Below are 23,487 nucleotides of genomic sequence, written 5' to 3'. Positions count from 1 at the left end.
GCCCTCAGGGTTCCAATCCGGGTACACCCCGGGTGTATCACCATGATCACCCGAGTAACCGGAGGAGCCCCACGTTTACGTGGGGGAGGAATCCGGCCTCCCGCGTAGCGGGGCAGGAGAAGCCGAATCGCCGCCGGGCGATTCGGCGTCCACCCCAGCGGAGCGGAGGCCGACCTCCAGCATGTACACCAGCTCAGAGTTGAGGGACCGCCTCTCGGACTTGGCGTGATCGCGTAGCCGGTCACGGAGGTCTTGGGGTAGGCGCAGAGTCAAGCGGACTTCGGTCGTCATGGTGCTATTATGGCATCATGACGACACCAAAGGGAGTTGCGGACACCGGGCGCGCCCGGTGGACGTTCCGGCTCCGCGCGTCGTCCACCGCGCTCGCGGCTCTTGAAGCGGAGTGGGACCGGTGTCGGTGGATCTGGAACGAGAGCTGCGCCAAATCCAGACAGGCCCACCTGTGGAACAAGAGCCGCCCCGAGGGTGCAGACAAGCGGACGTGTGGCCCTGCCCAGCTCGACAAGATGCTGACCCAGGCCCGCACCGCGAACGCATGGCTACGCGAGGGCTCCTCAGTCCCGCAGCAGCAGATCATCCGCGACTTCGCCAACTCCCGCGCCAAAGCACAGAAAGACATCAAGGCCCGGCTCCCCCAGCGGCAGCGGGCCGGGATGCCGAGGTACAAGAAGAAGCACGAGGCCGACCCGAGCCTGAACTACACACAGCGTGGATTCCGGTTGAAGGACGGCCGTCTACACCTGGCCGGGGGCATCGTGCTGTGCGTGGTGTGGTCGCGGCAGCTGCCCGAGCCGCCGTCGTCGGTCCGCGTCTACCGGGACAACCTCGGCCACTGGTACGCGTCCTTTGTTGTCCCCGCCATGGCTGAGGTACTGCCGGAGACCGGTGCGGTGATCGGCGTGGACTGGGGCGTGAAGGAGACCGCGACCACTACATCCGACGCACACGATCTCCCCCACGCCGAGCACGGGAAGAAGGCCGCTCAGCGGCTCGCGCACTACCAGCGGATGATGGCGCGCCGGAAGCCGAAGCGAGGCCAGCCCGGATCCAACGGTTACAAGGCCGCGAAGAAGCAGACCGCGAAGCTGCACAAGAAGGTGGCGAGGCAGCGTCAAGACACCGGACGCAAGTGGGCCAAGAAGGTTGTCCGCGACCACGACGCGATTGCGGTCGAGGACTTCAAGCCGAAGTTCCTCTCCAGGACAACCATGGCGCGCAAGGCGGCGGATGCTGCTATCGGCGCCACCAAACAGGCCCTGATCGAGATGGGCCGCAAACACGGCCGCGCCGTGCACCTGGTCCACCCCGCGCACACCACCATGGACTGCGCGCACTGCGATGCGAGAGTCAAGCATCGCCTGCCGCTGTCCGAGAGAACGTACATCTGCACTGCGTGCGGAGCCACATCCCCCAGGGACAAGAACTCCGCTCGCGTGATGCTCGTCCGGGCTGGTTTCAACCCGGCTGGTGTTGATGGCGTAAGACCTCCTGGGGCGCTGCTCCAGGAGGCGGCCTGAGCCAGGAATCCCCTCGTTTACGAGGGGGAGGATTCAATGATGTTGCACTTGCACAACACCCATGGAATGCCGCTGGACAAAATCCAGCCTCGGCTAGAACGATGAACGCCGCAGTACTGCGGTAGGTGTTGGGGGGCAAGCCGCTCATCTTGTGACATTCCTCCGCGCGATCCGCATCGTCCCCGCATTGCCAACGGAGGAAAACCCGCCATGAGTTACGACCCGAACAACCCCTACGGGCAACCGCAGCAGAACCCCCAGCCGGGCTACGGCCAGCCCCAGGGTCAGCCGGGGTACGGCCAGCCCCAGGGTCAGCCCGAGTACGGCCAGCCCCAGGGCGGCCAGCCGGGCTACGGCTACCCGCAGGGCGCCCCCCAGGGTGTCCCGCCGCAGCAGGGCTACGGCTACCCGCAGCAGCCGGCGTACCCCGGTTACCAGCAGCCCGGTTACGGCGCGACCCCGCCGTACGCGAACTGGGGCCAGCGTTTCCTCGGCACGCTGGTCGACGGACTCGTCTTCGCCCTGCCGTACGTCCTGTACATCGCCGGCATGGCCAGCAAGAACGCCGCGCTGTCGGGCATCGGCGGCATCCTTCTCCTCGGCATCTTCATCTGGCAGCTGATCCGCGAGGGCCGCACCGGCCAGACCGTCGGCAAGCAGGCGCTGGGCATCCGCCTGGTCCGCGAGAGCGACGGCCAGCCGCTCGGCGTCGGCATGGCGTTCGTCCGCCGTCTCGCCCACTTCCTGGACGGCATCTCCTGCTACATCGGCTTCCTGTGGCCGGCGTGGGACGCGAAGCGTCAGACGTTCGCGGACAAGATCTGCGGCACGATCGTGATCCGCACCCAGTAATTCACCGGTTCGCGCGTTTTCCCTGGGGGCCGTGTCACCACTTGGTGACACGGCCCCCAGGGCGTTTCTTCAGTTCCCCTCCGGTTCACCTCCAGTCCCCCTTCGGTTCTACGGCAGGAACGGCGGCGGAAAGACTGCCCGTACCCGGCAATGACTTCCCGAGCGGTGCGGTGCGAAGATCACCACTTGTCCAATTGTCCAAGTCCCGCTCTCCTGAGGCAGGTTCACCCGTGAGACCCATCCGTCGAGCTGTCCGCCACACCGCACTGCTCGTCGCGGCCACCGCCGTGGCCCCGGCCCTCTTCCTCGCGGCCCCGGCGCACGCGGCCGACACCACATCGACGTCGACCGCCGTGGCCGCGTACACCCCGGTCGACCCGTCGACGGTGGACACCATGTCGGACGACGACCTACGGGTCGCGGTCGCGCGCATCCTGGGGGACCCCGACTCCGGCAAGGGCGTCATCCGCGCGGCCAACAAGGCCCTCGACGGCACGGTGGACGACCTGCGCACCTTCCTGAAGACCGGTTACCGCCTGGCCCAGGCCGAGGACGACCGAGTCGCCGTCGCCCGCGTCCTCGCCGACAAGACGATCAGCCCCGCCCTGCGCGCGGCGGCGAACGCGGTGATCGACGGGACGCCGGAGGAGTTGCGGTACTTCATCGAGGTGGGCCAGTACGAGGTGGACGCCTAGACAGTCCCGGCCCAGCCGACGAAGGGCCCCCAGGCGACGTCGGAAATGAGCAGCGCCGACCCGTCCGGGACCTTGGAGTCACGGACGGGGACGAGGCCGGGGAGGTCGTCGCGGACTTCGACACAGTCGCCGCCGGAGCCGTTGCTGTAGCTGCTCTTGCGCCACAGCGTGGCAACCTCGACACATTCACCGCCACTGCCGTTGCTGTAGCTGCTCTTGCGCCACACCGCAGTGCTCAAGTCAGGCTCTGTGCTTGCCATTTCGGTAGTCCTCTGCCATCTGCTCAACCATAGCCAGGGACGCATCCGGCGGTAGTGCCGCGGCCCTGAGCAGATCGTACGACCTGCGGTAGTCCTTCACGAGGGCTGGATAGTCGATCAGCTGACCGCTGTGCAGGCCCTCCGTATAGACCACCGGCGGCGCGTCCGGGAATGTCATCACCTTGATCATGCCCATCATGAACGGGTGCGCCACCGCCGTTTCCGGCAGTACCTGCAAAACGCCCTGATTACGGCTGATCACCTGCCCAATGTGCTCCAGTTGGACCGCCATCCCCTCGGGCGGCAGCAGCGGTTTGCGGATCAGCGACTCGTGGAGCACCGCCCAGAACGACGGACGCTCGTCCCGGTCCCAGAACTTCGCGCGGTCCAAGCGGGCCGCGACCTGCTTCTCGACGGTTTCCGGCGGCAGCCAAGGCAGCGAGGTGCGGACAACCGCCTTGGCGTAGCTCTCTGTTTGCAACAGTCCGGGGATGAGCGACGGCGCCCACTCCTCGATCGAGTCCGCGTACTCCTCCATCTCGGCGACATCCGCGAAGTACTCCGCATGCCCCGCCTGCTTCGCTTTCCGCGCGTCTTCACAACGCCGCTCGAAAAAGCCGTCCGTACCGAGCCGCTTGTCGACGTGCCTGGCGAGATCCAACGGCATGCGCCGCTCACCCCGCTCGATCAGGCTCAGAAACGGGATGCCGAAAAAGCTTCCCTCCGCCAACTGTTCGAGCGTCAGGCCCGCTTCCTCCCTCTTGAAGCGCAACTCCGCGCCGTAGAAGGAAGGGACATTCGCCGACGCGTCGGTGTCCTTGCGTGGGGGCACAACTCACCACCGCCTTTTGCCAGTTCCCGGGTGCAACCCAAACCACTGTCACGGTACGAGATTCCACGCCACTCTGTGAGCAATTCGTCACAGAGAGAGGCATACGGAAATGAGCAGTCCCTACACCCACGAGGCCACCGCCGAAGTAGCCGAACTCCAGGCCGCGTTGAAGGCACACGGGATCACTCTTCCGTCCCTCGGCCTCGATCTGCCCTCCGTCGTCATGACCTACGGCGCCCCCCTCGTCGACCTCGGAAACTGCAACCTCGACACCGCCAGGGCCCTCACCGCCGCCCTCCGCAAGGCGGCCGGCCGGTGACTCCGCTGACCCTGGAGCTCCTCGCCGTACCCAAGGTCGTGCCGGAGGCCCGCCGTGCCGTACGCGCACACCTCGGCGTCCCGTGTCCCGAAGTCCAGCTCTGTGTCAGCGAGTTACTGACCAACGTGATCCGGCACCTGGGCGAGGGCACCCCGGTGACCCTCCGGGTGACATGTGAAGACGGCCGTACCCGAGTCGCCGTCACCGACCCGGAACCGTACGCCTGGCTCGTCGTACGTGCGGCCGGGCCGGAGGACGAGAACGGCCGAGGCCTGCTCCTGCTCGACGCGCTCGCGACGCGGTGGGGTGTGGAACAGGGGCCGGAGGGCAAGACGGTGTGGTGCGAACTGCCACCGCCCGAGCCTGCCCCGGCCCCTGTCTCAACTCCCGCCGCGATCCCGGAGAATCTGGCTGACCTCAGTGGAAGAAGTGCCGCGTCCCCGTGAAGTACATCGTGACGCCCGCCTTCTTCGCGGCCTCGATGCTGAGTTCGTCGCGGATCGAACCGCCGGGCTGAACGATGGCCTTGACGCCGGCGGCGCTCAGCACCTCGATGTTGTCCGGGAACGGGAAGTACGCGTCCGAGGCCGCGAACGAACCCCGTGCCCGCTCCTCGCCCGCCCGCTCGATCGCGAGCTTGCAGGAGTCGACCCGGTTGACCTGCCCCATGCCGACGCCGACCGAGGCACCGTCCTTGGCGAGCAGGATCGCGTTGGACTTCACCGCACGGCAGGCCCTCCACGCGAAGGCGAGGTCGGCCAGGTCGGACGCGGAGAGCGCCTCGCCCGTCGCCAGCGTCCAGTTGGCCGGGTCGTCGCCGTCGGCCTGGAGGCGGTCGGTGACCTGGAGCAGGGCGCCACCGTCGATGGGCTTGACCTCGGCCGGGTGCGAGGGCGCGCCCGGGGTCTTCAGGACCCGGATGTTCTTCTTCTTGGCGAGGGCTTCGAGGGCGCCGTCCTCGTAGTCCGGCGCGACGATGACCTCGGTGAAGATCTCGGCGACCTGCTCCGCCAGCTCCTTGCTGACCGGCCGGTTGACGGCGATCACACCGCCGAACGCCGACAGCGGGTCGCACGCGTGCGCCTTGCGGTGCGCCTCGGCGACGTCCGCGGCGATCGCGATACCGCACGGGTTGGCGTGCTTGATGATCGCGACACAGGGCTCGTCGTGGTCGTACGCGGCACGGCGGGCGGCGTCCGTGTCCGTGTAGTTGTTGAACGACATCTCTTTGCCGTGCAGCTGCTCGGCCTCGGCGAGGCCCGTGCCCGTGCCGTCGACGTAGAGGGCCGCGGGCTGGTGCGGGTTCTCGCCGTACCGGAGCGTGTTCTTGCGCTCCAGGGTGGCGCCCAGGAAGTCCGGGAACAGCGAGTCGTCCACGGGCGCGTAGGAGCTCGCGAACCAGCCGGCGACGGCGATGTCGTACGACGCCGTGTGCTGGAACGCCTCGGCGGCGAGCCGCTTGCGGGTGTTGAGGTCGAACCCGCCGTTCTGTACGGCGTTCAGGACGTCGGCGTAGCGCGCGGGGCTGGTGACGATCGCGACCGACGGGTGGTTCTTGGCGGCGGCGCGGACCATCGACGGGCCGCCGATGTCGATCTGCTCGACGCACTCGTCGGCGGACGCGCCGGAGGCGACCGTCTCCCGGAACGGGTACAGGTTGACGACCACGAGGTCGAAGGGGGCCACGCCCAGCTCGTCGAGCTGCTGACGGTGGCTCTCCAGGCGCAGGTCGGCGAGGATACCGGCGTGCACCTTGGGGTGCAGGGTCTTGACCCGGCCGTCCAGGCACTCGGGGAAGCCGGTCAGCTCCTCGACCTTGGTGACGGGGACACCGGCTGCGGCGATACGGCCGGCGGTGGAGCCCGTGGAGACGAGCTCGACGCCCGCCTCGTGCAGGCCGCGGGCCAGCTCCTCCAGGCCGGTCTTGTCGTAGACGCTGACGAGCGCGCGACGGATGGCCCGCTTGCCGCTGTCGATGTTCTCGGCGGTCACTGGATAACTACCTTTCGTCCCTCAATGCGATAGCCGTTGCGGGCGAGCCGCCCCACGACATCGACGAGCAGCGTGCGCTCGACTTCCTTGATGCGCTCGTGCAGAGCGCTCTCGTCGTCCTCGTCCAGGATCTCGACCACGCCCTGAGCGATGATCGGCCCGGTGTCGACGCCGTCGTCGACGAAGTGGACGGTGCAGCCGGTGACCCGGGCGCCGTACGCGAGCGCGTCCCGTACGCCGTGGGCTCCCGGAAAACTGGGCAGCAGGGCGGGGTGCGTGTTCACGACCCGGCCGCCGAAGCGGGCCAGGAACTCCTTGCCCACGATCTTCATGAACCCGGCCGACACGATCAGGTCGGGCTCGTACGCGTCGGTGGCCTCGGCGAGCGCCGCGTCCCACTCCTCACGCGCCCCGAAGTCCTTCACCTTGCACACGAACGTGGGCAGCCCGGCGCGCTCGGCACGGGCGAGCCCCTCGATGCCCTCCCGGTCCGCGCCGACGGCCACGATCTCGGCTCCGTACGCCTCGCTGCCGACGGTCTCGATGGCGTCGAGGAGCGCCTGCAGATTCGTACCGGATCCGGAGACCAGCACGACGAGGCGCTTGGCCACGGGCTTGGCGGCCACGGCGGGGCCCTTTCTCGGGGGAGCGTCGTCTTGTGCGGCCGGCTCGCGCATCCGTACGTCTCGTGCGTTCATACGAATGCTTCGCGCCCCGGGATACGGGGAAGTCTACGAAGCGGCCGACCGTCAGCAACGATACCGGCACACCGGACAGCCCCCACGGGACGGGGGCGTGGCCGGAAGGTAGCGTCTGGGGAGAGCGGGTTCGGGAACGCGGTTGTCGTGCGACGCGTTCTCGGAGTGACAGCTCGTGAAATGTCGGCTCGTGAAGTGACAGTTCATGCCGGAGACGTATCCACCAAGGGGAAGACGCTCATTTGATGCCGGACCGCAGTCTGCGACTTCTCACGTTCCCGCCGCAGTCGGTGCTGCTCCGGGAGCGGCCCTCGTCGCCGCCCGACGCGCCCTCGGACGGGAAGAGCGGCGCCGGGCAGGACGACAACCCCTTCGCGCCGCCGCCCGAGGGCACTCCGGACCGGCCGTGGCAGCCCCGGCGCCCGGAGGGCCGCGAGGACGACGGCGACGCCCCGCAGGGCGACGGCGGTCCTTCGCCGTGGGGCAGTCAGTGGAGCGACCAGCAGCCCGGGCGTTCGTCGGGCAACTTCGGCGACCGGCCCGGCGGGCCCACCGGACAGAGCGGCCCCGAGGGCCCGGGCACCGGCGGTCCCGGTCAGGGCGGCACGCGCTGGGACCCGACGGACCCGGCCCAGCGCCGCGCCCGTTACGCCCTGCTGAGCGGCATGTGGGCCTTCTTCTTCGCCCTCTTCAGCTGGCCGTACGTGGCCCTGCTGCTCGGCTCGCTGGCCCTCTACTGGGGCGGCAGCGCCCTGCGCGCCAAGCCCCGCACCGGCGACCCGGACACCCCGGCGGTGCCCGAGTCACAGGCCCGCCCGCAGACGACGGCGGCGATCAGCGGCCTGGTCACCGCGTCGCTTGCGATCGCCCTGGTCGCCGCGATGTTCGTCGCGCAGCTGGCCTACAAGGACTACTACACCTGCGCCAACGACGCCCTCACGAACGAGGCCAAGCAGTCCTGCAACCAGCTGCTGCCGAAGGAGCTGCGGGGCTTCCTGGGCACCGCCAACTGACAGGCGGTACTGGTCAGTTCGTCCCCTTCGTATCGTTCATATCGGGCGGCCGCGGCTCGTCCGAGTGTTCCGACGGCTCGGGCTCAGGTGACGTGGACGCCTCCCGCAAGGCCGCCCAACGGGCCTCGCGGGAGGCGTCGTCGTACCAGGGCGTGGGCGCCGGCTCCGACGGCACGTCGACGGGCAGGAAGTCGTACGGGTCGAACGTGGGGTCGTGGTCGTAGGCGATGTACGGCTGCTCGACGGGAGCCTGCGCCGGTACGGGTACCGGGAGCGGCTGCCCCACCTTCTTCGGCTTGCGCGCGAACCGACCCCGGCCGACTGCGAAGGGCCGCCGGAACCAGCGTTCCGCCGCAGTGTCCGGCACCGTCTCAGCCTCGGCCTCCCTCGGCTTTCCGATCGTCGACTGCCCGATCGTCGGCGTGGGCACCCGGCGTTCCCGCAGCCGCCACGCCCGCAGCCCGACCGCCGTAGGCACCGCGACCCCCGCGATCCACGCCAGCGCCGCGCCCCCGGTCTGCCACCACACCGGCCCGAACCGCGCGAGCGCGGCACCTCCGAGCGGCCCGCCGGACAACTCCGCGAGCAGCGCCAGCACTACGGCACACAGGGCGGCGGCGAGCAGCGCGGTGGCGGCGGTGCGGCCCTGCGCCCAGGGGGCCTGCGCCGAGGGGGCGTGGGTGGCGGGGGTGTGCGACGGCTGTTGGCGGAGCCCGGCTCCGGCCGCCCTCCGCTTCGTCTCCTCCGGCAACTCGCCCGCGCCGTCGCCCCGTTGAGCCGCGGTACCGCCCACCGCGACCCGCGCCACGAACCACCCCGCGGTCACCCCGGCCGCCACCGGCACCAGCGCCGCGAGCCAGTTCAGCGGGGTTCCGGTGCCCGCGTCCGGGACCGCGGCGAGGAGCGGGAACGGCGGGAGGAGCGGGGCCGGGGCCGAGGAGAGCGGGGCGACGGTGTGGTGCACGCCGAGCGCGAAACCGGGGCCGAGGGCGTAGGACGCGGACCACACGGCCGCGTTGGGGATCAGCGCGAGGCAGAGCAACAGGACGGCGAACCGGCCCGACAGACCCTCCGTCAGCTGGAGGAAGGAGGTCCGGGCAGCGCCGCCGTGCCAGACCAGCGACACCCCGAGCAGCAGCGCACCGCCCCCGACGAGAACCGCCGTACCGAGACCGGCGGCACGTGCGGCGGTGCCGATACGGGCCCGGGACTCACGGGCCTCCGGACCGAGAACGAGCCGCCGCAACCCGGCCGGCAACAGCACCAGCACGCTCAACACGGGTTCGCGCGGGCGCCCGTACGCCTTCCACACGCCCGAACCGGCCGCGCCCGCGGCGAGCAGCGGCAGGCAGATCGCCGTCCAGCTCCAGGAGGGGGAGAGTTCGCCGCCGGACGCGTAGAGGGCGGCGGCGGTGCCGACGGCGAGGTAGCCGAGGGCGACGCCGGTCCAGGCGGTGCGGGCGGCGATCGGGGGCGGGCCTTCCGGGTCGTCCTCACCGTCTCCCCCTCCCAGCACCGCGTGCCGGGCCGCCCGGTGCAGCAGCCACAGCGGCAGGGCGAGGAGGAGCAGCGGGGTGACGCCCACGGGGGCGGGGACTCCGGAGAGCGTGTCGGCGCGGACGAGTTCGACGCCGTGCGCGAGGAGCCACAGGGCGGCGGCCATGTGCAGGGCGCCGCCGGGCCCGCTGTCGGGGTACGGCGAGCTGATCCACAGCACCATCACGAGCACCGCGAACGAACCGAGTCCGAGCCCCGCCGCGACCGCGCCACCCAAGAGGCTGGCGGCCAGTCCGGGGGATCGGTCGCGCATCCGGGTGAGCAGGGGCGACAGCAGCGCTCGGCGGTGGGTCATCGGCATCACGCCCGCCATGCTCCCAACGACACGCGCTTTCTCGTCGTAACAGGCGAACCTCGGAAGTGTCGCTCAATATACGTTTATGTACTTTTTCGTACGAAGGGGCGTCCGGTGACGCAGAGCCCTGCAACCCCGCTCCCTCCGCCCAAGGAACGCCGACGCCTGCGCGAGGCGGGCTCGCTGACGCAGGCTCAGGTCGCGACCCAGGTGGGCGTCAGCCGCGAGACGGTGCGCTCGTGGGAGACCGGCCGCACCAACCCACGCGGCCGGAAACGGGAGGCGTACGCGAAATTGCTCACCAGCCTGGGTGAAGACACCCCCACCGAAGAGCAACTCCCTGCCGAGGAAGCCGAAGCAGCCGTGGAGGACACGGCGGAGATCACGGGGTTGGCGGCGACGGTGACGGAGCCTCAGCCGACACCACCACCGCCCGCTCCCCTGACGCCCGCTCAGGCCTTCGACGCGCTCTACGCGTTCTGCGCGCCCGCCCTCGTGCGGCAGGCCTATCTGCTGACCGGGCGGCGCGAGTTGGCGCGGGAGTCCGTCGAGCGGGCCTTCCAGGTCGCCTGGCAGCGCTGGCCCGAGGTGGCGGTCGACCGCGACCCGGCGGGCTGGGTGCGCTCGGTGGCGTACGAGTACGCCCTCTCCCCCTGGCACCGGTTCCGCCCCAGATACCGCCACCCGGAGCCCCCGCCGCCCGACACCGCCGACCGCGCCCTGCTGACCGCCCTCCTCAAACTCCCGCCGTCGTACCGCCGCACGCTTCTCCTCTACGACGGTGTGGGGCTCGGTCTCGCGGAGACCGCGGCGGAGACGGAGGCGAGTACGCCGGCGGCGGCCAACCGGCTGCTGCACGCGCGCGAGGCGCTTGCCGCGCAGCTCCCGGACCTGTCCGACCCGACCGAGTTGCACCGGCGGATGACCGAACTGGCCTCCACCGGGCGGCTGCACGCGGCCAAGCCCCCGACGGTCCGCTTCGTCGGCGAACGCCGGACCGTGTTCTGGACCCGGGCGGCGATCGCGTTCACGGTGGCGATCATCGGCGCGACGACGTTGACCGTGCGGACAGCTCCGACGCACTACGAACCGCCGGTGCCGTTGGGGCAGCGGGTGGAGGGGGTGCCGCCGCGGGTGGTGCAGGGCGCGTTGTCGGAGGAGGAGGTTTCTCTTCGGGACCGTCTGCGGAGCGGAATGACGAGCGGTCCGGAGAGGCTGGCACCGCTGGGTCGGTAGGTCGTCGGCCGCGACCCGGTGGGGGCTGGTCGCGCAGTTCCCCGCGCCCCTAAAAGACATGGGCCCGCCCGCGTTTTTAAGGAGCGTAGTTCCCCGCGCCCGTTCAAAACAGGTCGGCTGAAACGGGCCGGCTTTTAGGGGCGCGGGGATCTGCACACGCCTGAAAGAAACGCGAGCCCGAGTTTTTAGGGGCGCGGGGAACTGCGCGACCAGCCACGACGCACCCGCAGCCGCCGAACAACCGGACCCGGCACCCCATGACGCGCGATGGGCCCGCCCCAACCTACGGAGCGAGCCCATCAACGTTCAGCTAAAACCGCTCAGCCGGCCAGGATCTCGCGGGCCAGCTTCGCCGTCTCGGTCGGGGTCTTGCCGACCTTGACGCCGGCGGCCTCAAGGGCCTCCTTCTTCGCGGCAGCCGTACCGGAGGAACCGGAGACGATCGCGCCGGCGTGGCCCATCGTCTTGCCCTCGGGCGCGGTGAAGCCCGCGACGTAACCGACAACCGGCTTCGTCACGTTCTTCGCGATGAAGTCCGCGGCCCGCTCCTCCGCGTCGCCACCGATCTCACCGATCATCACGATCAGATCGGTGTCGGGGTCGGCCTCGAACGCGGCGAGCGCGTCGATGTGCGTGGTGCCGATGACGGGGTCGCCACCGATGCCGACGGCGGACGAGAAGCCGAGGTCACGCAGCTCGTACATCATCTGGTACGTCAGCGTGCCGGACTTCGAGACCAGACCGATACGGCCCGGCTTCGTGATGTCGCCCGGGATGATGCCGGCGTTCGACTGACCGGGGGTGATCAGACCCGGGCAGTTCGGACCGATGATGCGCGTCTTGTTGCCCTTCGCGACCGCGTACGCGTAGAACGCGGCCGAGTCGTGGACGGCGATGCCCTCGGTGATGACGACCGCGAGCGGGATCTCGGCGTCGATCGCCTCGACGACCGCGGCCTTGGAGAAGGCCGGCGGTACGAAGAGGACGGATACGTTCGCGCCCGTCTTCTCGATCGCCTCGGCGACCGTGCCGAAGACCGGGATCTCGGTGCCGTCGACGTCGACGGACGTGCCGGCCTTACGGGGGTTGACGCCACCGACGATGTTGGTGCCGTCGGCCAGCATGAGCTTGGTGTGCTTCATGCCCGTGGAGCCGGTCATGCCCTGGACGATGACCTTGCTGTCCTTGGTGAGGAAGATAGCCATGGCTGTTTTGTCCCTCGTCCCTTACTTCGCAGCCGCGAGCTCGGCGGCCTTGTCGGCCGCGCCGTCCATGGTGTCCACGCGCTGGACCAGCGGGTGGTTGGCGTCGGAGAGGATCTTGCGACCCAGCTCGGCGTTGTTGCCGTCGAGGCGGACGACGAGGGGCTTGGTGACTTCCTCGCCCTTGTCCGCGAGCAACTGAAGCGCCTGCACGATGCCGTTGGCGACCTCGTCGCACGCGGTGATGCCGCCGAAGACGTTGACGAAGACCGACTTGACGTCGGGGTCGCCCAGGATGATCTCCAGGCCGTTCGCCATCACGGCCGCGGACGCGCCGCCGCCGATGTCGAGGAAGTTGGCCGGCTTCACGCCACCGTGGTTTTCACCGGCGTACGCGACGACGTCCAGGGTGCTCATGACGAGACCCGCGCCGTTGCCGATGATGCCGACCTCACCGTCGAGCTTGACGTAGTTGAGGTTCTTCTCCTTGGCGGCCGCCTCAAGGGGGTTCGCCGAGTCCTTGTCCTCGAGCGCCGCGTGGTCCGGCTGGCGGAACTCGGCGTTCTCGTCGAGGGAGACCTTGCCGTCGAGGGCGATGACCTTGCCGGAGGCGACCTTGGCGAGGGGGTTGACCTCGACGAGGAGGGCGTCCTCCTTGATGAAGGTGTCCCACAGGGTCACCAGGATCTCGGCGACCTGCTCGGCGACGTCGGCCGGGAACTTCGCCTGCGCGACGATCTCACGGGCCTTCTCGATCGAGACACCTTCGTTGGCGTCGACCGGGACCTTCGCGAGGGCCTCGGGGTTCTCCTCCGCGACGACCTCGATCTCCACGCCGCCCTGGACGGACGCCATGGCGAGGAAGGTGCGGTTGGTGCGGTCGAGGAGGTACGAGACGTAGTACTCCTCGACGATCTCGGGCGCGGTCTCGGCGATCATCACCTTGTGGACCGTGTGGCCCTTGATGTCCATGCCGAGAATGTCCGTCGCCCGGGCGACTGCCTCGTCCGGGGTGGCGGCGAGCTTCACGCCACCGGCCTTGCCACGGCCGCCGACCTTCACCTGGGCCTTGACGACGGACTTGCCACCGAGCCGCTCGGTGGCTGCGCGGGCCGCCTCAGGCGTGTCGATGACTTCACCGGCCAGCACCGGTACATCGTGCTTGGCGAAGAGGTCCCTCGCCTGATACTCGAACAGGTCCACGCGCTTCCGTCCTCAGTGATATCGCGGTTCGTTGGATGCGTGGGCGTGCCGCGAAGGGCAACGTGACGTCCGCTGTCACAAGGGAGGCGCACACGGTGACCGAGCGCGCGGCATGTCCGTCTCGCAGGTTATCGCTGCTTGCAGGGGGCCCCTAAATCGAGGGTCACACCTGAGCGGTGATACCTGTCACATGATGCCGTTTTTTGTGACACGGAGTGCCGCGGACGAGACGTTCGGGCAGGTCGTTCGGGTTGGTGTTCGGGCGCGTGGTGGATAGGTGGATAGGTGGATAGGTGGTTCGGGCGGGGCCTCACCGGGTTGGGGTTGGCCCGGCGAGGCCCCATACCGCGAGACGCACTCCGGACAGACCGACGGCATTCGGCCGTCCGGGGTCACCGCCTCACGGAGTCGGTCACTCCCAGTGCCGAACGGTCCGGGCGCAGACATTGCGTGCGGCCCGTGCACCCTGGATGGCCGCGGCGGCCCTGACCCTGGACTCCCTCGGGACGGAGACGTGGGCGTCGACGAGGCGTCGCCGGAGTTCGGCAGGGGTGGTGTCGATGTTCGTGCTCATGCGCGCGTCGGTTCCTCAGGCATCGCAGAAATGGGGACATGGCGACATTCCAGGCAGCTCAACTGCCGGAAGGGCCCTGCCTAGCCTGGGAAAACGGGAACGTCCCGGTACCTGTCCCGCGTCTCGCCCGCGTCCGCACGCGCGGCGGCACCGGGCACGATCCGCACCGGCACCCGGTTGTCCAACGTCACGGCATGCGCGTCACAGTGCCGCGACGACCCGTTGTCCGCACCATCGGTGTCGCCGGTGGGCGCCGGACGCTGGGTCGGGATGTGTCCCGCACAGGCCGACCGGGCGTGACGTACGACCGCATGTCCTACGGTGCCGAACGCAGCGGCGGTGTCCGCGACGAAGCGCGGCCCGTACGTGGCGCCTACGCCCACCGTCACCTCGGCAGGCCTCGCATCCGAACGATGCCCACCGCTCGAAGGCCGCGGGACCGACCGGACGGGCGTCGGCACCGACACCGGCGCGGGCACGGTGTGCGCCGGAGGCGTCTGCACCGGAATCACCGGCTGACTCGGCGCTGCGGGGACCGAGGGCAGCACGGGCAAGTTAGGCAGGGTGGGCAACGAAGGCGCCTCGGTCAACACCTCGGTCACCGTCTTCGTCACCACGTCACTCACGGGCCGCACGACCCGCTCCACGGTGTCCGAGACCGAAGCCAGCACCGGAGCCGGCACCGGAGCGAGAACAGGAACCGAAGCCGGAACCGGAACGGGACCTGGCTTGACCACCTCGGTGGAAACCGAAGCCACCACCGGAATCACCGGCCGCTGCCCCGTGACCCCGTCCGCCGCCTGCGCCTGTCCCCCGAAGACAACGCCGAGCACGAACAACCCGCCTCCCAACAGGGCGACTTGCAACACCCGTTGACGCACACGGCGCCCAACCGCCGTACGCATCACGCGCAGGGCGGCACCGGACAACGCGGCGGGCCAGTTCATGAGGCGACGATCCTTGCACGGGCCGCCCTAGAGCGCGCAACCCCCCTGTCCCCCAAGCCAGTTCGTCACGCGGTGTCCGGTATCGGCAACGGCCGTTTCTCGATCGCCGCCGCCATCACCTCCGGGAACAGATCGGGCGTACAGGCGAAGGCCGGCGCCCCCAACGCGCCCAGCGCGGCGGCGTGTTCGCGGTCGTAGGCGGGCGTGCCCTCGTCGGACAGCGCGAGCAGCGTCACGAACTGCACCCCCGACGCCTTCATCGCCGCGACCCGCTTCAGCATCTCGTTCCGGATGCCCCCTTCGTAGAGGTCGCTGATCAGCACGACCACCGTCTCGGCGGGCCGGGTGATCTGCGACTGGCAGTACGCGAGCGCCCTGTTGATGTCCGTACCGCCGCCGAGCTGGGTCCCGAAGAGCACGTCCACCGGGTCGTCGAGCTGGTCGGTGAGGTCGACGACCGCCGTGTCGAAGACAACGAGCCGGGTGTTGATCGACCGCATCGACGCCAGCACCGCCCCGAACACGGAGGCGTAGACGACGGACGCCGCCATCGAACCGGACTGGTCGATGCAGAGGATGACCTCCTTCTTCACGGACTGGGACGCCCGCCCGTATCCGATCAGCCGCTCCGGCACGATCGTCCGGTACTCGGGCAGGTAGTGCTTCAGGTTGACCGCGATCGTGCGGTTCCAGTCGATGTCGTGGTGGCGCGGCCGGTTGATACGGGCGCTGCGGTCGAGCGCGCCGGTGAGGGTGGCCCGGGTGCGGGAGGCGAGCCGCTTCTCCAGGTCCTGGACGACCTTGCGGACCACCGCCCGCGCCGTCTCCTTCGTGGTCTCCGGCATCGCCTTGTTGAGGGAGAGCAGCGTGCCGACCAGGTGCACGTCGGCCTCGACCGCCTCCAGCATCTCCGGTTCGAGGAGCAGCGCGGACAGCCCGAGCCGGTCGATGGCGTCGCGCTGCATGACCTGGACGACGGAGGACGGGAAGTACGTCCGGATGTCCCCGAGCCAGCGCGCGACGGACGGCGCCGACGCCCCGAGCCCCGCCGAACGGTCCTTCGCCGCCCGCCCCTTGTCCTCCCTGCCGTACAGCGCGGCCAACGCCCCGTCCATCGCCGCGTCCTGCCCGGACAGCTCGCACCCGGTGCCGTCGGCCGCGCCGCCCCCGAGCACCAGCCGCCACCGCCGCAACCGCTCCTGCCCGGGGTCCGCGACCCCGCCGACCGCGACCGCCTCGGCCGTCATCCGCGCACCCCCGCCGTACGCAGCCCTTCCCACAGCGGCACGACCCGCACGGCCGTCACCGGGCGGTCCACGCCCCCACCGGCACGGGCCAGTTGACCTCTCTCCCCCGGCCTTCCCTTGCCCTGCCTGCCGTTGCCGCTCGTCATCCCGCCACCCCCACAAGCTCGTTGTCGCCGTTGTCCACCACGTCGTCCAGCCCCAACAGCAGCCGCAGCACCGGCACGACCGCATCCGCGCGCCCGGCGTCCAACTCCGCCCCGAACCCGGGTATCCCGGCCGCCGTCGCCGCCGTACCCACCTGCTTCCCCGGCCCGCGCCGCACCAACTCCCCGAGTGTTCGGCGCACTCCGGGTTCGTACGACGAGAACGTTCGCCTCAGCAAAGGCAGTACGTCCGTGAACGCCTCCGCCGGCACCCGGGTCAGCCACTCATCCACCAACCCGAGCAGCCGTTCATCGTGCACGAGCAGCAGCCCGCCCCCACCACCGACGAACCCCTCGATCCACGCGGCCGCGTCCGCCGGCGGCGTCCCCGGCGAGAGCACCAGCCCCATCAGCCGGGCCGCCTCGTCCGGCCCCAACTCCCCCTCGTCCAGCAGGAGTCGTACGGCCCGCCCCCGGATGACACCCGGCACGGTGTCCCGCGCGGAGAGCGTCCGCAGCACCGCGCGCCAACGGTCCCGCAGGTCACCGTGCCCGGGTCCGGGGCCAGGTCCATCGCCCTGCCCCGGTGCGGAGGTGTCACCATGTCCGTGTCCAGAGGCGTCGCCCAACAGCGCCACCGCCCCATGCACCGCGTCCACATGCCGCCGCATCTGCTCCGCGGCATCCGCGTCGAGGGCCGCGCAGGCCGGGGGCAGGCCGACGAAGACCCGCTCGGCGAGGCCCGCCGCGACCTCCGTCAGCGCGCCGGTGTCGGTGCCGCGGACGTCGCCGTAGCGCAGCGAACGGACCAACGCGGGCAGCGCCTGGGCGAGATGGCCGACGTCCGTGTCGAGGGCCGCGCGGTCGGCGAGAACCTTCATCACCACCGGGAGCGCGTCCGGCAGTTCGGCCAGCAGACAGCGCTCGGCGAGTGCGGTGACGTCGGCGAGGCTCTGCGCCCCGATCGCGTCCCCCTCCGCCTTCGCGGTCGCCGCCGCGAGCACGGTGGTCCCCCACACCCCCGCCTCGGCGACCCGTACCGCCAACTCCGGTTCCCAGCGCAGCCGCCAGGTCTCCCGGAACGTACCCGTGCTCCCCCGCGACGCGACCGGCTCACCCCACTCGATCCGCAGAAGCCGCAGCCGATGCAACAGCCTGCTGCGCCCGGCGTCGGTCTCCTTGCGCAGGTCGAGCTCCAACTCCCGCTCCAGCGCCTCCGGTTTGATCCGCAGCTTGCGCTGCAAGCGGTCGAGGTCGCGCTGCAACGGCACGGCGGGCGCACGCGGCGGCACCTCGCCCAGCACATCACCGACGACGAGCCGGTCGTGCACCAGCGCCAGCGGGACGTCCGAGCCCTCGCACATCACCGCGCGCACCGCGTCGGTGGTCTCCCCGAGCCCCGGCAACGGACGGCCGCGCATCACCGCAAGCGTCTCCGCCAGCCGTACGGCCTCGATGACATGGGCCGGGGAGACGATCCGGTCCTCCTCCCGGAACAGCCCCGCCACCTTGGTCATCCACCGCTCGACCGGCCGGTCCGGCGCGCCGAACAGATGGCCGTACCAGCCCGGCGAGTCGATGCCCGCGCCGTAGCCGCTGGCCCGCGACAGCCGGCGATGCGTCCACGGCACCCAGGTCAGATCGGCCTTGACCTTGGGCAGCCCCTTCAGCAGCGCGCGGTCCGCGGCCACGCCCGCCTTCTGCCGCAGCGCGGGCACATGCCAGGCCCCGCACACCACGGCCACGTCGTCCTCGAACTCCCGCTGCGCCGCCCGCACTTGGAGCCGCATATACGCCTCCCGCACGAGATCCCGCTCATGCCCGCCGACCCCGTACGTCTCGCGCAGCGCCCCCATCGCCTCCTCCAGTGCGGTGAACGGCGCGAACGCGTCCCGCTCCCCCGCACCCCGGTGCTCGACGACGTCCTCCCACCAACGCTCGGGATCGTCGTAACCGGCGGTCTCGGCGAGGACGGCGAGGGGGTCAACGCGGAGATCCGGGCCGGAAGGCTCCGGGGCAGAAGGGGGCTCGCTGGACGGAGTCCCGGCAGTCGGGGTCTCGTCAGTCGGGTCCGGTGGCTGCTCCTCCCCCGTCAACTCGCCCTCGCCGTCGTCCTTCTCCCACGCCAGCGTGTGCGTCGCCGGGAGGTCGATGAAGCGGGCCGGGACCTCGTGCTCCAGGGCCCAGCGGATGGCGACCCACTCCGGGGAGAACTCGGCCAGCGGCCAGAAGGCCGAGCGACCCGGTTCGTCCACGGCGTGGGCGAGGAGCGCGACCGGCGGCCGCATGTCCTCGTCGGCGGCCAGCGGGATCAACGCGTCGGCCTCCGGCGGCCCTTCGATCAGTACGACCCGCGGTTGGGCCGCGTCCAACGCCGCCCGCACGGCCCGCGCCGAACCGGGCCCGTGATGCCGCACCCCGAGCAGCAGCGGCCCGGCACCCCGGCCCCCGCCCCCCTCAGTACCCGCCACGTCGTCCCCCTCCCCTCCGGATCCCACTCCCGCTCCCGCTCCCGCACCAACTCCACGCGGAGTCGTCGTCGACCAGCCCCCTGGAGTCGCTCACGCGCTCACCTCCCGGCAGGCCCGGTAGAAGTCCTTCCAGCCGTCGCGCTCCCGGACGACCGCCTCCAGGTACTCCTGCCAGATGACCCGGTCGGCCGCCGGATCTCGGACCACGGCGCCGAGGATGCCCGCGGCGACATCGCTGGGCCGCAGCAGCCCGTCACCGAAGTGGGCGGCCAGGGCAAGCCCGTTGGTGACGACGGAGATCGCCTCGGCCGTGGACAGCGTGCCGCTGGGCGACTTGAGCTTCGTCCGGCCGTCCGCCGTGATCCCGTCGCGCAGTTCGCGGAAGACGGTCACCACCCGGCGGATCTCGTCGACGCCCTCGGGCACCGCGGGCAGGTCGAGGGAGCGGCCGATCTGGTCGACGCGGCGGGCGACGATCTCGACCTCGGCGTCCGCGCTCTCCGGCAGCGGCAGCACCACCGTGTTGAAACGGCGGCGCAGCGCGCTGGAGAGGTCGTTGACCCCGCGGTCGCGGTCGTTGGCCGTGGCGATCAGGTTGAAGCCGCGGACCGCCTGCACCTCCTGCCCCAACTCCGGTATCGGCAGCGTCTTTTCCGACAGGATCGTGATCAGCGAGTCCTGTACGTCGGCCGGGATACGGGTCAACTCCTCGACGCGCGCCGTCATCCCCTCCGCCATGGCCCGCATGACGGGGCTGGGCACGAGGGCGTCGCGGCTCGGGCCGTTGGCGAGCAGCTGCGCGTAGTTCCAGCCGTAGCGGATCGCCTCCTCCGGGGTGCCGGCGGTGCCCTGCACGATGAGGGTCGAGTCGCCGCTGACCGCCGCCGCGAGGTGCTCGGACACCCAGGTCTTGGCGGTGCCGGGCACGCCGAGCAGGAGCAGGGCGCGGTCGGTGGCGAGGGTGGTGACGGCGACCTCGACGATGCGGCGCGGGCCGACGTACTTCGGCGTGATCACCGTGCCGTCCGGCAGCGTGCCGCCGAGCAGATAGGTGGCGACCGCCCACGGCGACATCTTCCAGCGGACCGGACGCGGCCGGTCGTCCAGCGCGGCCAGCGCGGCGAGTTCGTCGGCGAAGGCGTCCTCGGCGTGCGGCCGCAACACCTCGCCCGACGGCTTCTCGTTCGCTTGCTCAGGCGTGGTTTCTACAGACACAGTCATGGCTGAGGCCCCCTCCAGCTCGGCCGGTTCGGATCTGGTGTCCACCTTGCACGACCCCACTGACAACGCGTTCCGACCTGCGAAAACGCGTTCGCGAAGCCGACGGCCGGATCGCTGACGGACCGATTGTCAGTGCTGGGATCTACCTTCGATGACATGACTCAGCAGGGGGTGCGCTGGACGGCTGATCAGGTGCTGGCACTGGCGCCTGACGCAGCGTCACGCAAAGCGGGAAGCAAGCTCGGGGCGGCGGGGCCGTGGTCCGAGGCGGGCAGTTCTGACGAGGGGACGGTGTGGGGGCTGTGCAAGGGCAGTGGCAGCAGGCCGTATCAGACGGTCATCGACATCGCGGACACGGCGGGGCCCGCGTACAAGTGCAGTTGTCCGAGCCGCAAGTTCCCGTGCAAGCACGCGCTGGGACTGCTGCTGCTGTGGGCGGGCGAGGACGGTGCGGTGCCGTCGGGGCAGGCGCCGGGCTGGGCCGAGGAGTGGCTGGCGGGGCGGCGGAAGCGGACGGAGGAGAAGCGGGCGGCGGGGGCGTCCGGTTCCCCGGCCGCCGCTGATCCGGAGGCGGCACGGCGCAGGGCGGAGCGCCGGGCCGAGCGGATCAGCGCGGGCGCGGGCGAGTTGGAGCAGCGGCTGACGGACCTGCTGCGCACCGGCCTGGCCTCGGCGGAGCAGGCGGGGTACGGGCTGTGGGAGGAGACCGCGGCCCGCATGGTCGACGCCCAGGCCCCCGGACTGGCCGCGCGGGCAAGGGAGTTGGGGGCGATCCCGTCCTCGGGCCCCGGTTGGCCGGTGCGCCTGCTGGAGGAGTGCGCGCTGCTCCATCTCCTCGACCAGGCCTGGCTGCGCCGCGAGCGCCTGCCCGACGACCTGGCGGCCACGGTCCGCTCCCGCGTCGGCCTGCCCGCCGCACCGGACGGCCCACCCCTGCGCGACCACTGGCTGGTCCTCGCCCAGTACGACACGACAGACCCGAAACTGACGACCCGAAGAATCTGGCTGTACGGCACGGCCTCGGGCCGCACCTCCCTCGTCCTCTCCTACGGCGCCGGGGGCCGCGCCCCCGAGTTGGCGCTGCCGATGGGGCTCGCCCTGGACGCGGAGGTGTCCGCGTTCCCGGGCGCCGGACAGCTCCGAGCGTCCCTGGGTGAGCAGTTCGCAGCGCCTTCGCCTACGACGGAACGGCCGCAGGGGGTGACGACGGCGCAAGCCGCCGTCCACTACGGAGAGGCCCTACGGAACGACCCCTGGCTGGATTCCGTCCCGGTGACGCTGGACCGGGTCGTGCCCACCCCGGACGGCGGCTCCTGGCAACTGGCCGACGCAGGCGCGGACTTGGCGCTCCCCCTCACGCCCACCGCCCGTTCCCGCCCCGGCCTGTGGCGGCTCGTCGCGCTCTCCGGCGGCGCCCCGGTCAAGGTCTTCGGCGAGCTGGGCCACCGCGGCTTCACCCCGCTGACGGCCTGGCCGGAGGGGGCGGGAGAGCCGGTGTCGCTGTGCTGAGCCCACTCACCAACTCGACGGAAGGCACCGCATGAACACCACCCCCTCACCGGCGCCCACTGCGGGCGACTGGGAGGAGCTGGTCACCACGGCCCTGCTCGGCACGGACCGCCGTACACCTCCGGGGTGCGCGCCGGGCCAGGACGCACCCGTGGCACTGCTGGACGCGGCGGCCGTGGAGACCGTACGACGACGGGCGGGCCTGAGTCCCGCGCGGGCGGCACAACGCCCCGAGCCGGCCGCACCCGACGCGCGTCCGGCGCTGCCCACCGCGGCGGCCCGCAGGCTGGCGATGCTGCTGACCGACCGTCCGGGTACGGGCGGTGGGGGTCGTAGGGGCACCTCTCCGGATCTCATGGAGTTGCTGCCCCAGTGGCTGACGGCGGCCAACGCGCGCGGATTCGCCGCGCCCGTCCAGGCGTTGCCCGCGCTGCTGGACGCGGCCCGGGGGCGTACGGATCTGCGGCCGGCGGCGCTGGAGTTCGCGGGCCCGCGCGCGTTGTGGCTGGCCCGGCTGAACCCGGACTGGCGGTTCGCCCTGCGCGCGACACCGGGCGGCGGCACCGCCCTGCCAGATCTCGACGACCCCGACCAGGTCCAACTGCTCTGGCAGGAAGGGCTGTTCGCCGAGCGGGTCGCCCTGCTCGCGGCGACACGCGCGCAACGACCCGCCGCCGCACGCGAGTTGCTCGTCACGACCTGGGCGACGGAGCGGGCGGAGGACCGGCTGATGTTCCTCGACTCGCTGCGGATGGGTCTCGCGGCCGAGGACGAGGCGTTCCTGGAGCAGGCGTTGGCCGACCGCAGCCGCAACGTACGCGCTACGGCGGCCGAGTTGCTGTCGGCGCTCCCGGATTCGGCGCTCGCCGCGCGGATGGCGGTACGGGCATCGGCCTGCGTGGCCGTCGACCGTACGCGCGAGGAACCGGGGCTGGTGGTCGAGGCACCGCACGAGTGCGACTCGGGCATGGAACGGGACGGTGTGGTGGCCAAGGCTCCGGCGGGACGGGGTGAACGCTCCTGGTGGCTCGGCCAGTTGGTGGAGGCGACTCCGCTCGGGACCTGGGAGCGGCGGCTCGGCGGGCGTACGCCCGGGGAGATCGTGGCGCTCCCGGTGGCGGACGACTGGCGGAGCGAACTGCACGCCGCGTGGTGCCGGGCGGCGGTACGGCAGCGGAACGCCGAGTGGTCAAGGGCACTGCTGGGAACGCCGTCGGCGCCCGAGGCGGGCGGGCCGGGGGCGGTGTCCCTGGCCGAGCGCGCCAAGCTGCTCAGCACGCTGGGCGGGGGCGAACGGGCCGAGTGGGTCGCCGGGTTCATCGGGGTGCAGGGGTTGTCCGAGGCGTTTCAGCTGCTCGGGGTGTGTGCGGTGCCGTGGGCTGCGCCGCTTGGGCGGGCTGTCGTGGACGCGCTCAACATCGCGCGGGACGCGGGGAGTTATCCGTGGAGTTTCAGTGGGGTGATGGGGCTGGCCGAGCGGTGCCTCGATCCGGCCGAGGCGAGTCGGCTGGACGGGTTGCTGGCGGTACCGGACGAGTCGGAGGACGCGGCGCCCGGAGCCGGGGGCTATTGGGCGGAGGCATTTCAGAGACTGGTTACTACGTTGCGGTTGCGCGCGGCGATGGCGGAGGAGTTGGGGGAGTTGCAGTCGCCGTAGAAGCGCCGGGGGTTGGAAGCGCCGTA

The 23,487-nt window shown here is 70.9% G+C and carries 23 protein-coding genes; 9 read left to right on the top strand and 14 right to left on the bottom strand.

From position 1 onward, the window contains the following. Positions 1-75 precede the first annotated feature (75 nt). Positions 76-291 carry an Arc family DNA-binding protein gene (locus SPR02S_RS59865; RefSeq protein WP_078622808.1) on the bottom strand — a complete coding sequence of 72 codons (216 nt, stop codon included), beginning with the start codon at positions 289-291 and terminating at the stop codon, positions 76-78. A gap of 17 nt (positions 292-308) precedes the next feature. Here SPR02S_RS59865 and SPR02S_RS04060 point away from each other — a divergent pair, with 17 nt between their 5' ends. The 3 genes from SPR02S_RS04060 to SPR02S_RS04050 all read left to right on the top strand — a co-directional run bounded on the left by SPR02S_RS04060 (position 309) and on the right by SPR02S_RS04050 (position 3,085). After that, complete coding sequence (locus SPR02S_RS04060; protein WP_026150190.1) at positions 309-1,538, top strand: RNA-guided endonuclease InsQ/TnpB family protein; 1,230 nt, start codon at positions 309-311, stop codon at positions 1,536-1,538. A gap of 210 nt (positions 1,539-1,748) precedes the next feature. Continuing rightward, positions 1,749-2,390, top strand: a complete 642-nt coding sequence (locus SPR02S_RS04055) for an RDD family protein (RefSeq protein ID WP_019055644.1) — start codon at positions 1,749-1,751, stop codon at positions 2,388-2,390. Between the two features lie 230 nt (positions 2,391-2,620). Beyond that, on the top strand, positions 2,621-3,085 hold the full coding sequence (locus SPR02S_RS04050; protein WP_019055643.1) for an ALF repeat-containing protein: 465 nt from the start codon (positions 2,621-2,623) through the stop codon (positions 3,083-3,085). On the opposite strand, the gene SPR02S_RS04045 is transcribed toward SPR02S_RS04050, so the two are convergent. Together SPR02S_RS04045 and SPR02S_RS04040 are read right to left on the bottom strand one after the other, a co-directional pair. After that, positions 3,082-3,345, bottom strand: coding sequence for a DUF397 domain-containing protein (locus SPR02S_RS04045; protein WP_043258060.1), 264 nt, complete (start codon positions 3,343-3,345; stop codon positions 3,082-3,084). The genes SPR02S_RS04050 and SPR02S_RS04045 overlap by 4 nt on opposite strands. Beyond that, positions 3,326-4,177 carry a helix-turn-helix domain-containing protein gene (locus SPR02S_RS04040; RefSeq protein WP_019055641.1) on the bottom strand — a complete coding sequence of 284 codons (852 nt, stop codon included), beginning with the start codon at positions 4,175-4,177 and terminating at the stop codon, positions 3,326-3,328. Before SPR02S_RS04040 ends, SPR02S_RS04045 begins: the two co-directional genes overlap by 20 nt. A gap of 109 nt (positions 4,178-4,286) precedes the next feature. Between SPR02S_RS04040 and SPR02S_RS04035 the strand changes: the two genes are divergently transcribed. Continuing rightward, the gene (locus SPR02S_RS04035; protein ID WP_019055640.1) at positions 4,287-4,496 is read left to right on the top strand and encodes a hypothetical protein; all 210 of its coding nucleotides are present in this window, start codon (positions 4,287-4,289) and stop codon (positions 4,494-4,496) included. After that, positions 4,493-4,942: an ATP-binding protein gene (locus SPR02S_RS04030; RefSeq protein ID WP_019055639.1), complete on the top strand. Its 450-nt coding sequence runs from the start codon at positions 4,493-4,495 to the stop codon at positions 4,940-4,942. The genes SPR02S_RS04035 and SPR02S_RS04030 overlap by 4 nt, the downstream gene beginning before the upstream one ends. Here SPR02S_RS04030 and purH read toward each other — a convergent pair. After that, on the bottom strand, positions 4,914-6,488 hold the full coding sequence (gene purH, locus SPR02S_RS04025) for a bifunctional phosphoribosylaminoimidazolecarboxamide formyltransferase/IMP cyclohydrolase (RefSeq protein ID WP_019055638.1): 1,575 nt from the start codon (positions 6,486-6,488) through the stop codon (positions 4,914-4,916). The genes SPR02S_RS04030 and purH overlap by 29 nt on opposite strands. Next, on the bottom strand, positions 6,485-7,114 hold the full coding sequence (purN, locus tag SPR02S_RS04020) for a phosphoribosylglycinamide formyltransferase (RefSeq protein ID WP_026150189.1): 630 nt from the start codon (positions 7,112-7,114) through the stop codon (positions 6,485-6,487). The genes purH and purN overlap by 4 nt, the downstream gene beginning before the upstream one ends. Positions 7,115-7,431: 317 nt before the next feature. Between purN and SPR02S_RS04015 the strand changes: the two genes are divergently transcribed. Then, positions 7,432-8,199 (top strand): hypothetical protein, encoded by a 768-nt coding sequence (locus SPR02S_RS04015; RefSeq protein ID WP_019055636.1) that lies wholly within the window; start codon positions 7,432-7,434, stop codon positions 8,197-8,199. Between the two features lie 13 nt (positions 8,200-8,212). Here the strand turns inward: SPR02S_RS04015 and SPR02S_RS62860 are convergent, their stop codons facing one another. Further along, positions 8,213-10,069, bottom strand: coding sequence for a cell division protein PerM (locus SPR02S_RS62860; protein WP_019055635.1), 1,857 nt, complete (start codon positions 10,067-10,069; stop codon positions 8,213-8,215). 96 nt (positions 10,070-10,165) lie between these two features. On the opposite strand from SPR02S_RS62860, the gene SPR02S_RS04005 reads away from it, so the two are divergent. Beyond that, the gene (locus SPR02S_RS04005) at positions 10,166-11,287 is read left to right on the top strand and encodes a helix-turn-helix domain-containing protein (protein ID WP_019055634.1); all 1,122 of its coding nucleotides are present in this window, start codon (positions 10,166-10,168) and stop codon (positions 11,285-11,287) included. Positions 11,288-11,607: 320 nt separating this feature from the next. Here the strand turns inward: SPR02S_RS04005 and sucD are convergent, their stop codons facing one another. From sucD to SPR02S_RS03970, 8 genes are all read right to left on the bottom strand, one after another. Next, positions 11,608-12,492, bottom strand: coding sequence for a succinate--CoA ligase subunit alpha (gene sucD, locus SPR02S_RS04000; RefSeq protein ID WP_019055633.1), 885 nt, complete (start codon positions 12,490-12,492; stop codon positions 11,608-11,610). Positions 12,493-12,513: 21 nt separating this feature from the next. Next, positions 12,514-13,692, bottom strand: a complete 1,179-nt coding sequence (gene sucC / locus SPR02S_RS03995; RefSeq protein ID WP_019055632.1) for an ADP-forming succinate--CoA ligase subunit beta — start codon at positions 13,690-13,692, stop codon at positions 12,514-12,516. Positions 13,693-14,104: 412 nt separating this feature from the next. Continuing rightward, positions 14,105-14,266 (bottom strand): hypothetical protein, encoded by a 162-nt coding sequence (locus SPR02S_RS63925; protein ID WP_019055631.1) that lies wholly within the window; start codon positions 14,264-14,266, stop codon positions 14,105-14,107. A gap of 80 nt (positions 14,267-14,346) precedes the next feature. Continuing rightward, on the bottom strand, positions 14,347-15,213 hold the full coding sequence (locus SPR02S_RS03985) for a hypothetical protein (protein WP_019055630.1): 867 nt from the start codon (positions 15,211-15,213) through the stop codon (positions 14,347-14,349). Positions 15,214-15,278: 65 nt separating this feature from the next. Beyond that, entirely contained in the window at positions 15,279-16,460 is a 1,182-nt protein-coding gene (locus SPR02S_RS03980) for a VWA domain-containing protein (RefSeq protein ID WP_019055629.1), read from the bottom strand. Continuing rightward, the gene (locus tag SPR02S_RS62855; protein ID WP_158697774.1) at positions 16,457-16,606 is read right to left on the bottom strand and encodes a hypothetical protein; all 150 of its coding nucleotides are present in this window, start codon (positions 16,604-16,606) and stop codon (positions 16,457-16,459) included. The genes SPR02S_RS03980 and SPR02S_RS62855 overlap by 4 nt, the downstream gene beginning before the upstream one ends. After that, the gene (locus SPR02S_RS03975) at positions 16,603-19,074 is read right to left on the bottom strand and encodes a DUF5682 family protein (RefSeq protein ID WP_019055628.1); all 2,472 of its coding nucleotides are present in this window, start codon (positions 19,072-19,074) and stop codon (positions 16,603-16,605) included. The genes SPR02S_RS62855 and SPR02S_RS03975 overlap by 4 nt, the downstream gene beginning before the upstream one ends. 90 nt (positions 19,075-19,164) lie before the next feature. Continuing rightward, on the bottom strand, positions 19,165-20,295 hold the full coding sequence (locus SPR02S_RS03970) for an ATP-binding protein (protein ID WP_026150188.1): 1,131 nt from the start codon (positions 20,293-20,295) through the stop codon (positions 19,165-19,167). A 156-nt stretch (positions 20,296-20,451) separates the two neighbouring features. On the opposite strand from SPR02S_RS03970, the gene SPR02S_RS03965 reads away from it, so the two are divergent. Both SPR02S_RS03965 and SPR02S_RS03960 read left to right on the top strand, forming a co-directional pair. Next, on the top strand, positions 20,452-21,804 hold the full coding sequence (locus SPR02S_RS03965) for an SWIM zinc finger family protein (RefSeq protein ID WP_026150187.1): 1,353 nt from the start codon (positions 20,452-20,454) through the stop codon (positions 21,802-21,804). A 31-nt stretch (positions 21,805-21,835) separates the two neighbouring features. Continuing rightward, positions 21,836-23,461: a DUF5691 domain-containing protein gene (locus SPR02S_RS03960; protein ID WP_019055625.1), complete on the top strand. Its 1,626-nt coding sequence runs from the start codon at positions 21,836-21,838 to the stop codon at positions 23,459-23,461. The last annotated feature ends 26 nt before the right edge of the window (positions 23,462-23,487 follow it).

The sequence above is a fragment of the Streptomyces prunicolor NBRC 13075 genome (assembly GCF_000367365.1).
Taxonomy (GTDB): domain Bacteria; phylum Actinomycetota; class Actinomycetes; order Streptomycetales; family Streptomycetaceae; genus Streptomyces; species Streptomyces prunicolor.
This window is presented reverse-complemented; position numbering and strand designations above follow the sequence as displayed.

Bases quoted from the DNA above. Each gene is read 5' to 3' on its own strand.
- SPR02S_RS59865 (WP_078622808.1), bottom strand. From the start codon at position 291: ATGACGACCGAAGTCCGCTTGACTCTGCGCCTACCCCAAGACCTCCGT.
- SPR02S_RS04060 (WP_026150190.1), top strand. From the start codon at position 309: ATGACGACACCAAAGGGAGTTGCGGACACCGGGCGCGCCCGGTGGACG.
- SPR02S_RS04055 (WP_019055644.1), top strand. From the start codon at position 1,749: ATGAGTTACGACCCGAACAACCCCTACGGGCAACCGCAGCAGAACCCC.
- SPR02S_RS04045 (WP_043258060.1), bottom strand. From the start codon at position 3,345: ATGGCAAGCACAGAGCCTGACTTGAGCACTGCGGTGTGGCGCAAGAGC.
- SPR02S_RS04035 (WP_019055640.1), top strand. From the start codon at position 4,287: ATGAGCAGTCCCTACACCCACGAGGCCACCGCCGAAGTAGCCGAACTC.
- SPR02S_RS04015 (WP_019055636.1), top strand. From the start codon at position 7,432: ATGCCGGACCGCAGTCTGCGACTTCTCACGTTCCCGCCGCAGTCGGTG.
- SPR02S_RS62860 (WP_019055635.1), bottom strand. From the start codon at position 10,069: ATGGCGGGCGTGATGCCGATGACCCACCGCCGAGCGCTGCTGTCGCCC.
- sucD (WP_019055633.1), bottom strand. From the start codon at position 12,492: ATGGCTATCTTCCTCACCAAGGACAGCAAGGTCATCGTCCAGGGCATG.
- SPR02S_RS63925 (WP_019055631.1), bottom strand. From the start codon at position 14,266: ATGAGCACGAACATCGACACCACCCCTGCCGAACTCCGGCGACGCCTC.
- SPR02S_RS03985 (WP_019055630.1), bottom strand. From the start codon at position 15,213: ATGAACTGGCCCGCCGCGTTGTCCGGTGCCGCCCTGCGCGTGATGCGT.
- SPR02S_RS03980 (WP_019055629.1), bottom strand. From the start codon at position 16,460: ATGACGGCCGAGGCGGTCGCGGTCGGCGGGGTCGCGGACCCCGGGCAG.
- SPR02S_RS62855 (WP_158697774.1), bottom strand. From the start codon at position 16,606: ATGACGAGCGGCAACGGCAGGCAGGGCAAGGGAAGGCCGGGGGAGAGA.
- SPR02S_RS03970 (WP_026150188.1), bottom strand. From the start codon at position 20,295: ATGACTGTGTCTGTAGAAACCACGCCTGAGCAAGCGAACGAGAAGCCG.
- SPR02S_RS03965 (WP_026150187.1), top strand. From the start codon at position 20,452: ATGACTCAGCAGGGGGTGCGCTGGACGGCTGATCAGGTGCTGGCACTG.
- SPR02S_RS03960 (WP_019055625.1), top strand. From the start codon at position 21,836: ATGAACACCACCCCCTCACCGGCGCCCACTGCGGGCGACTGGGAGGAG.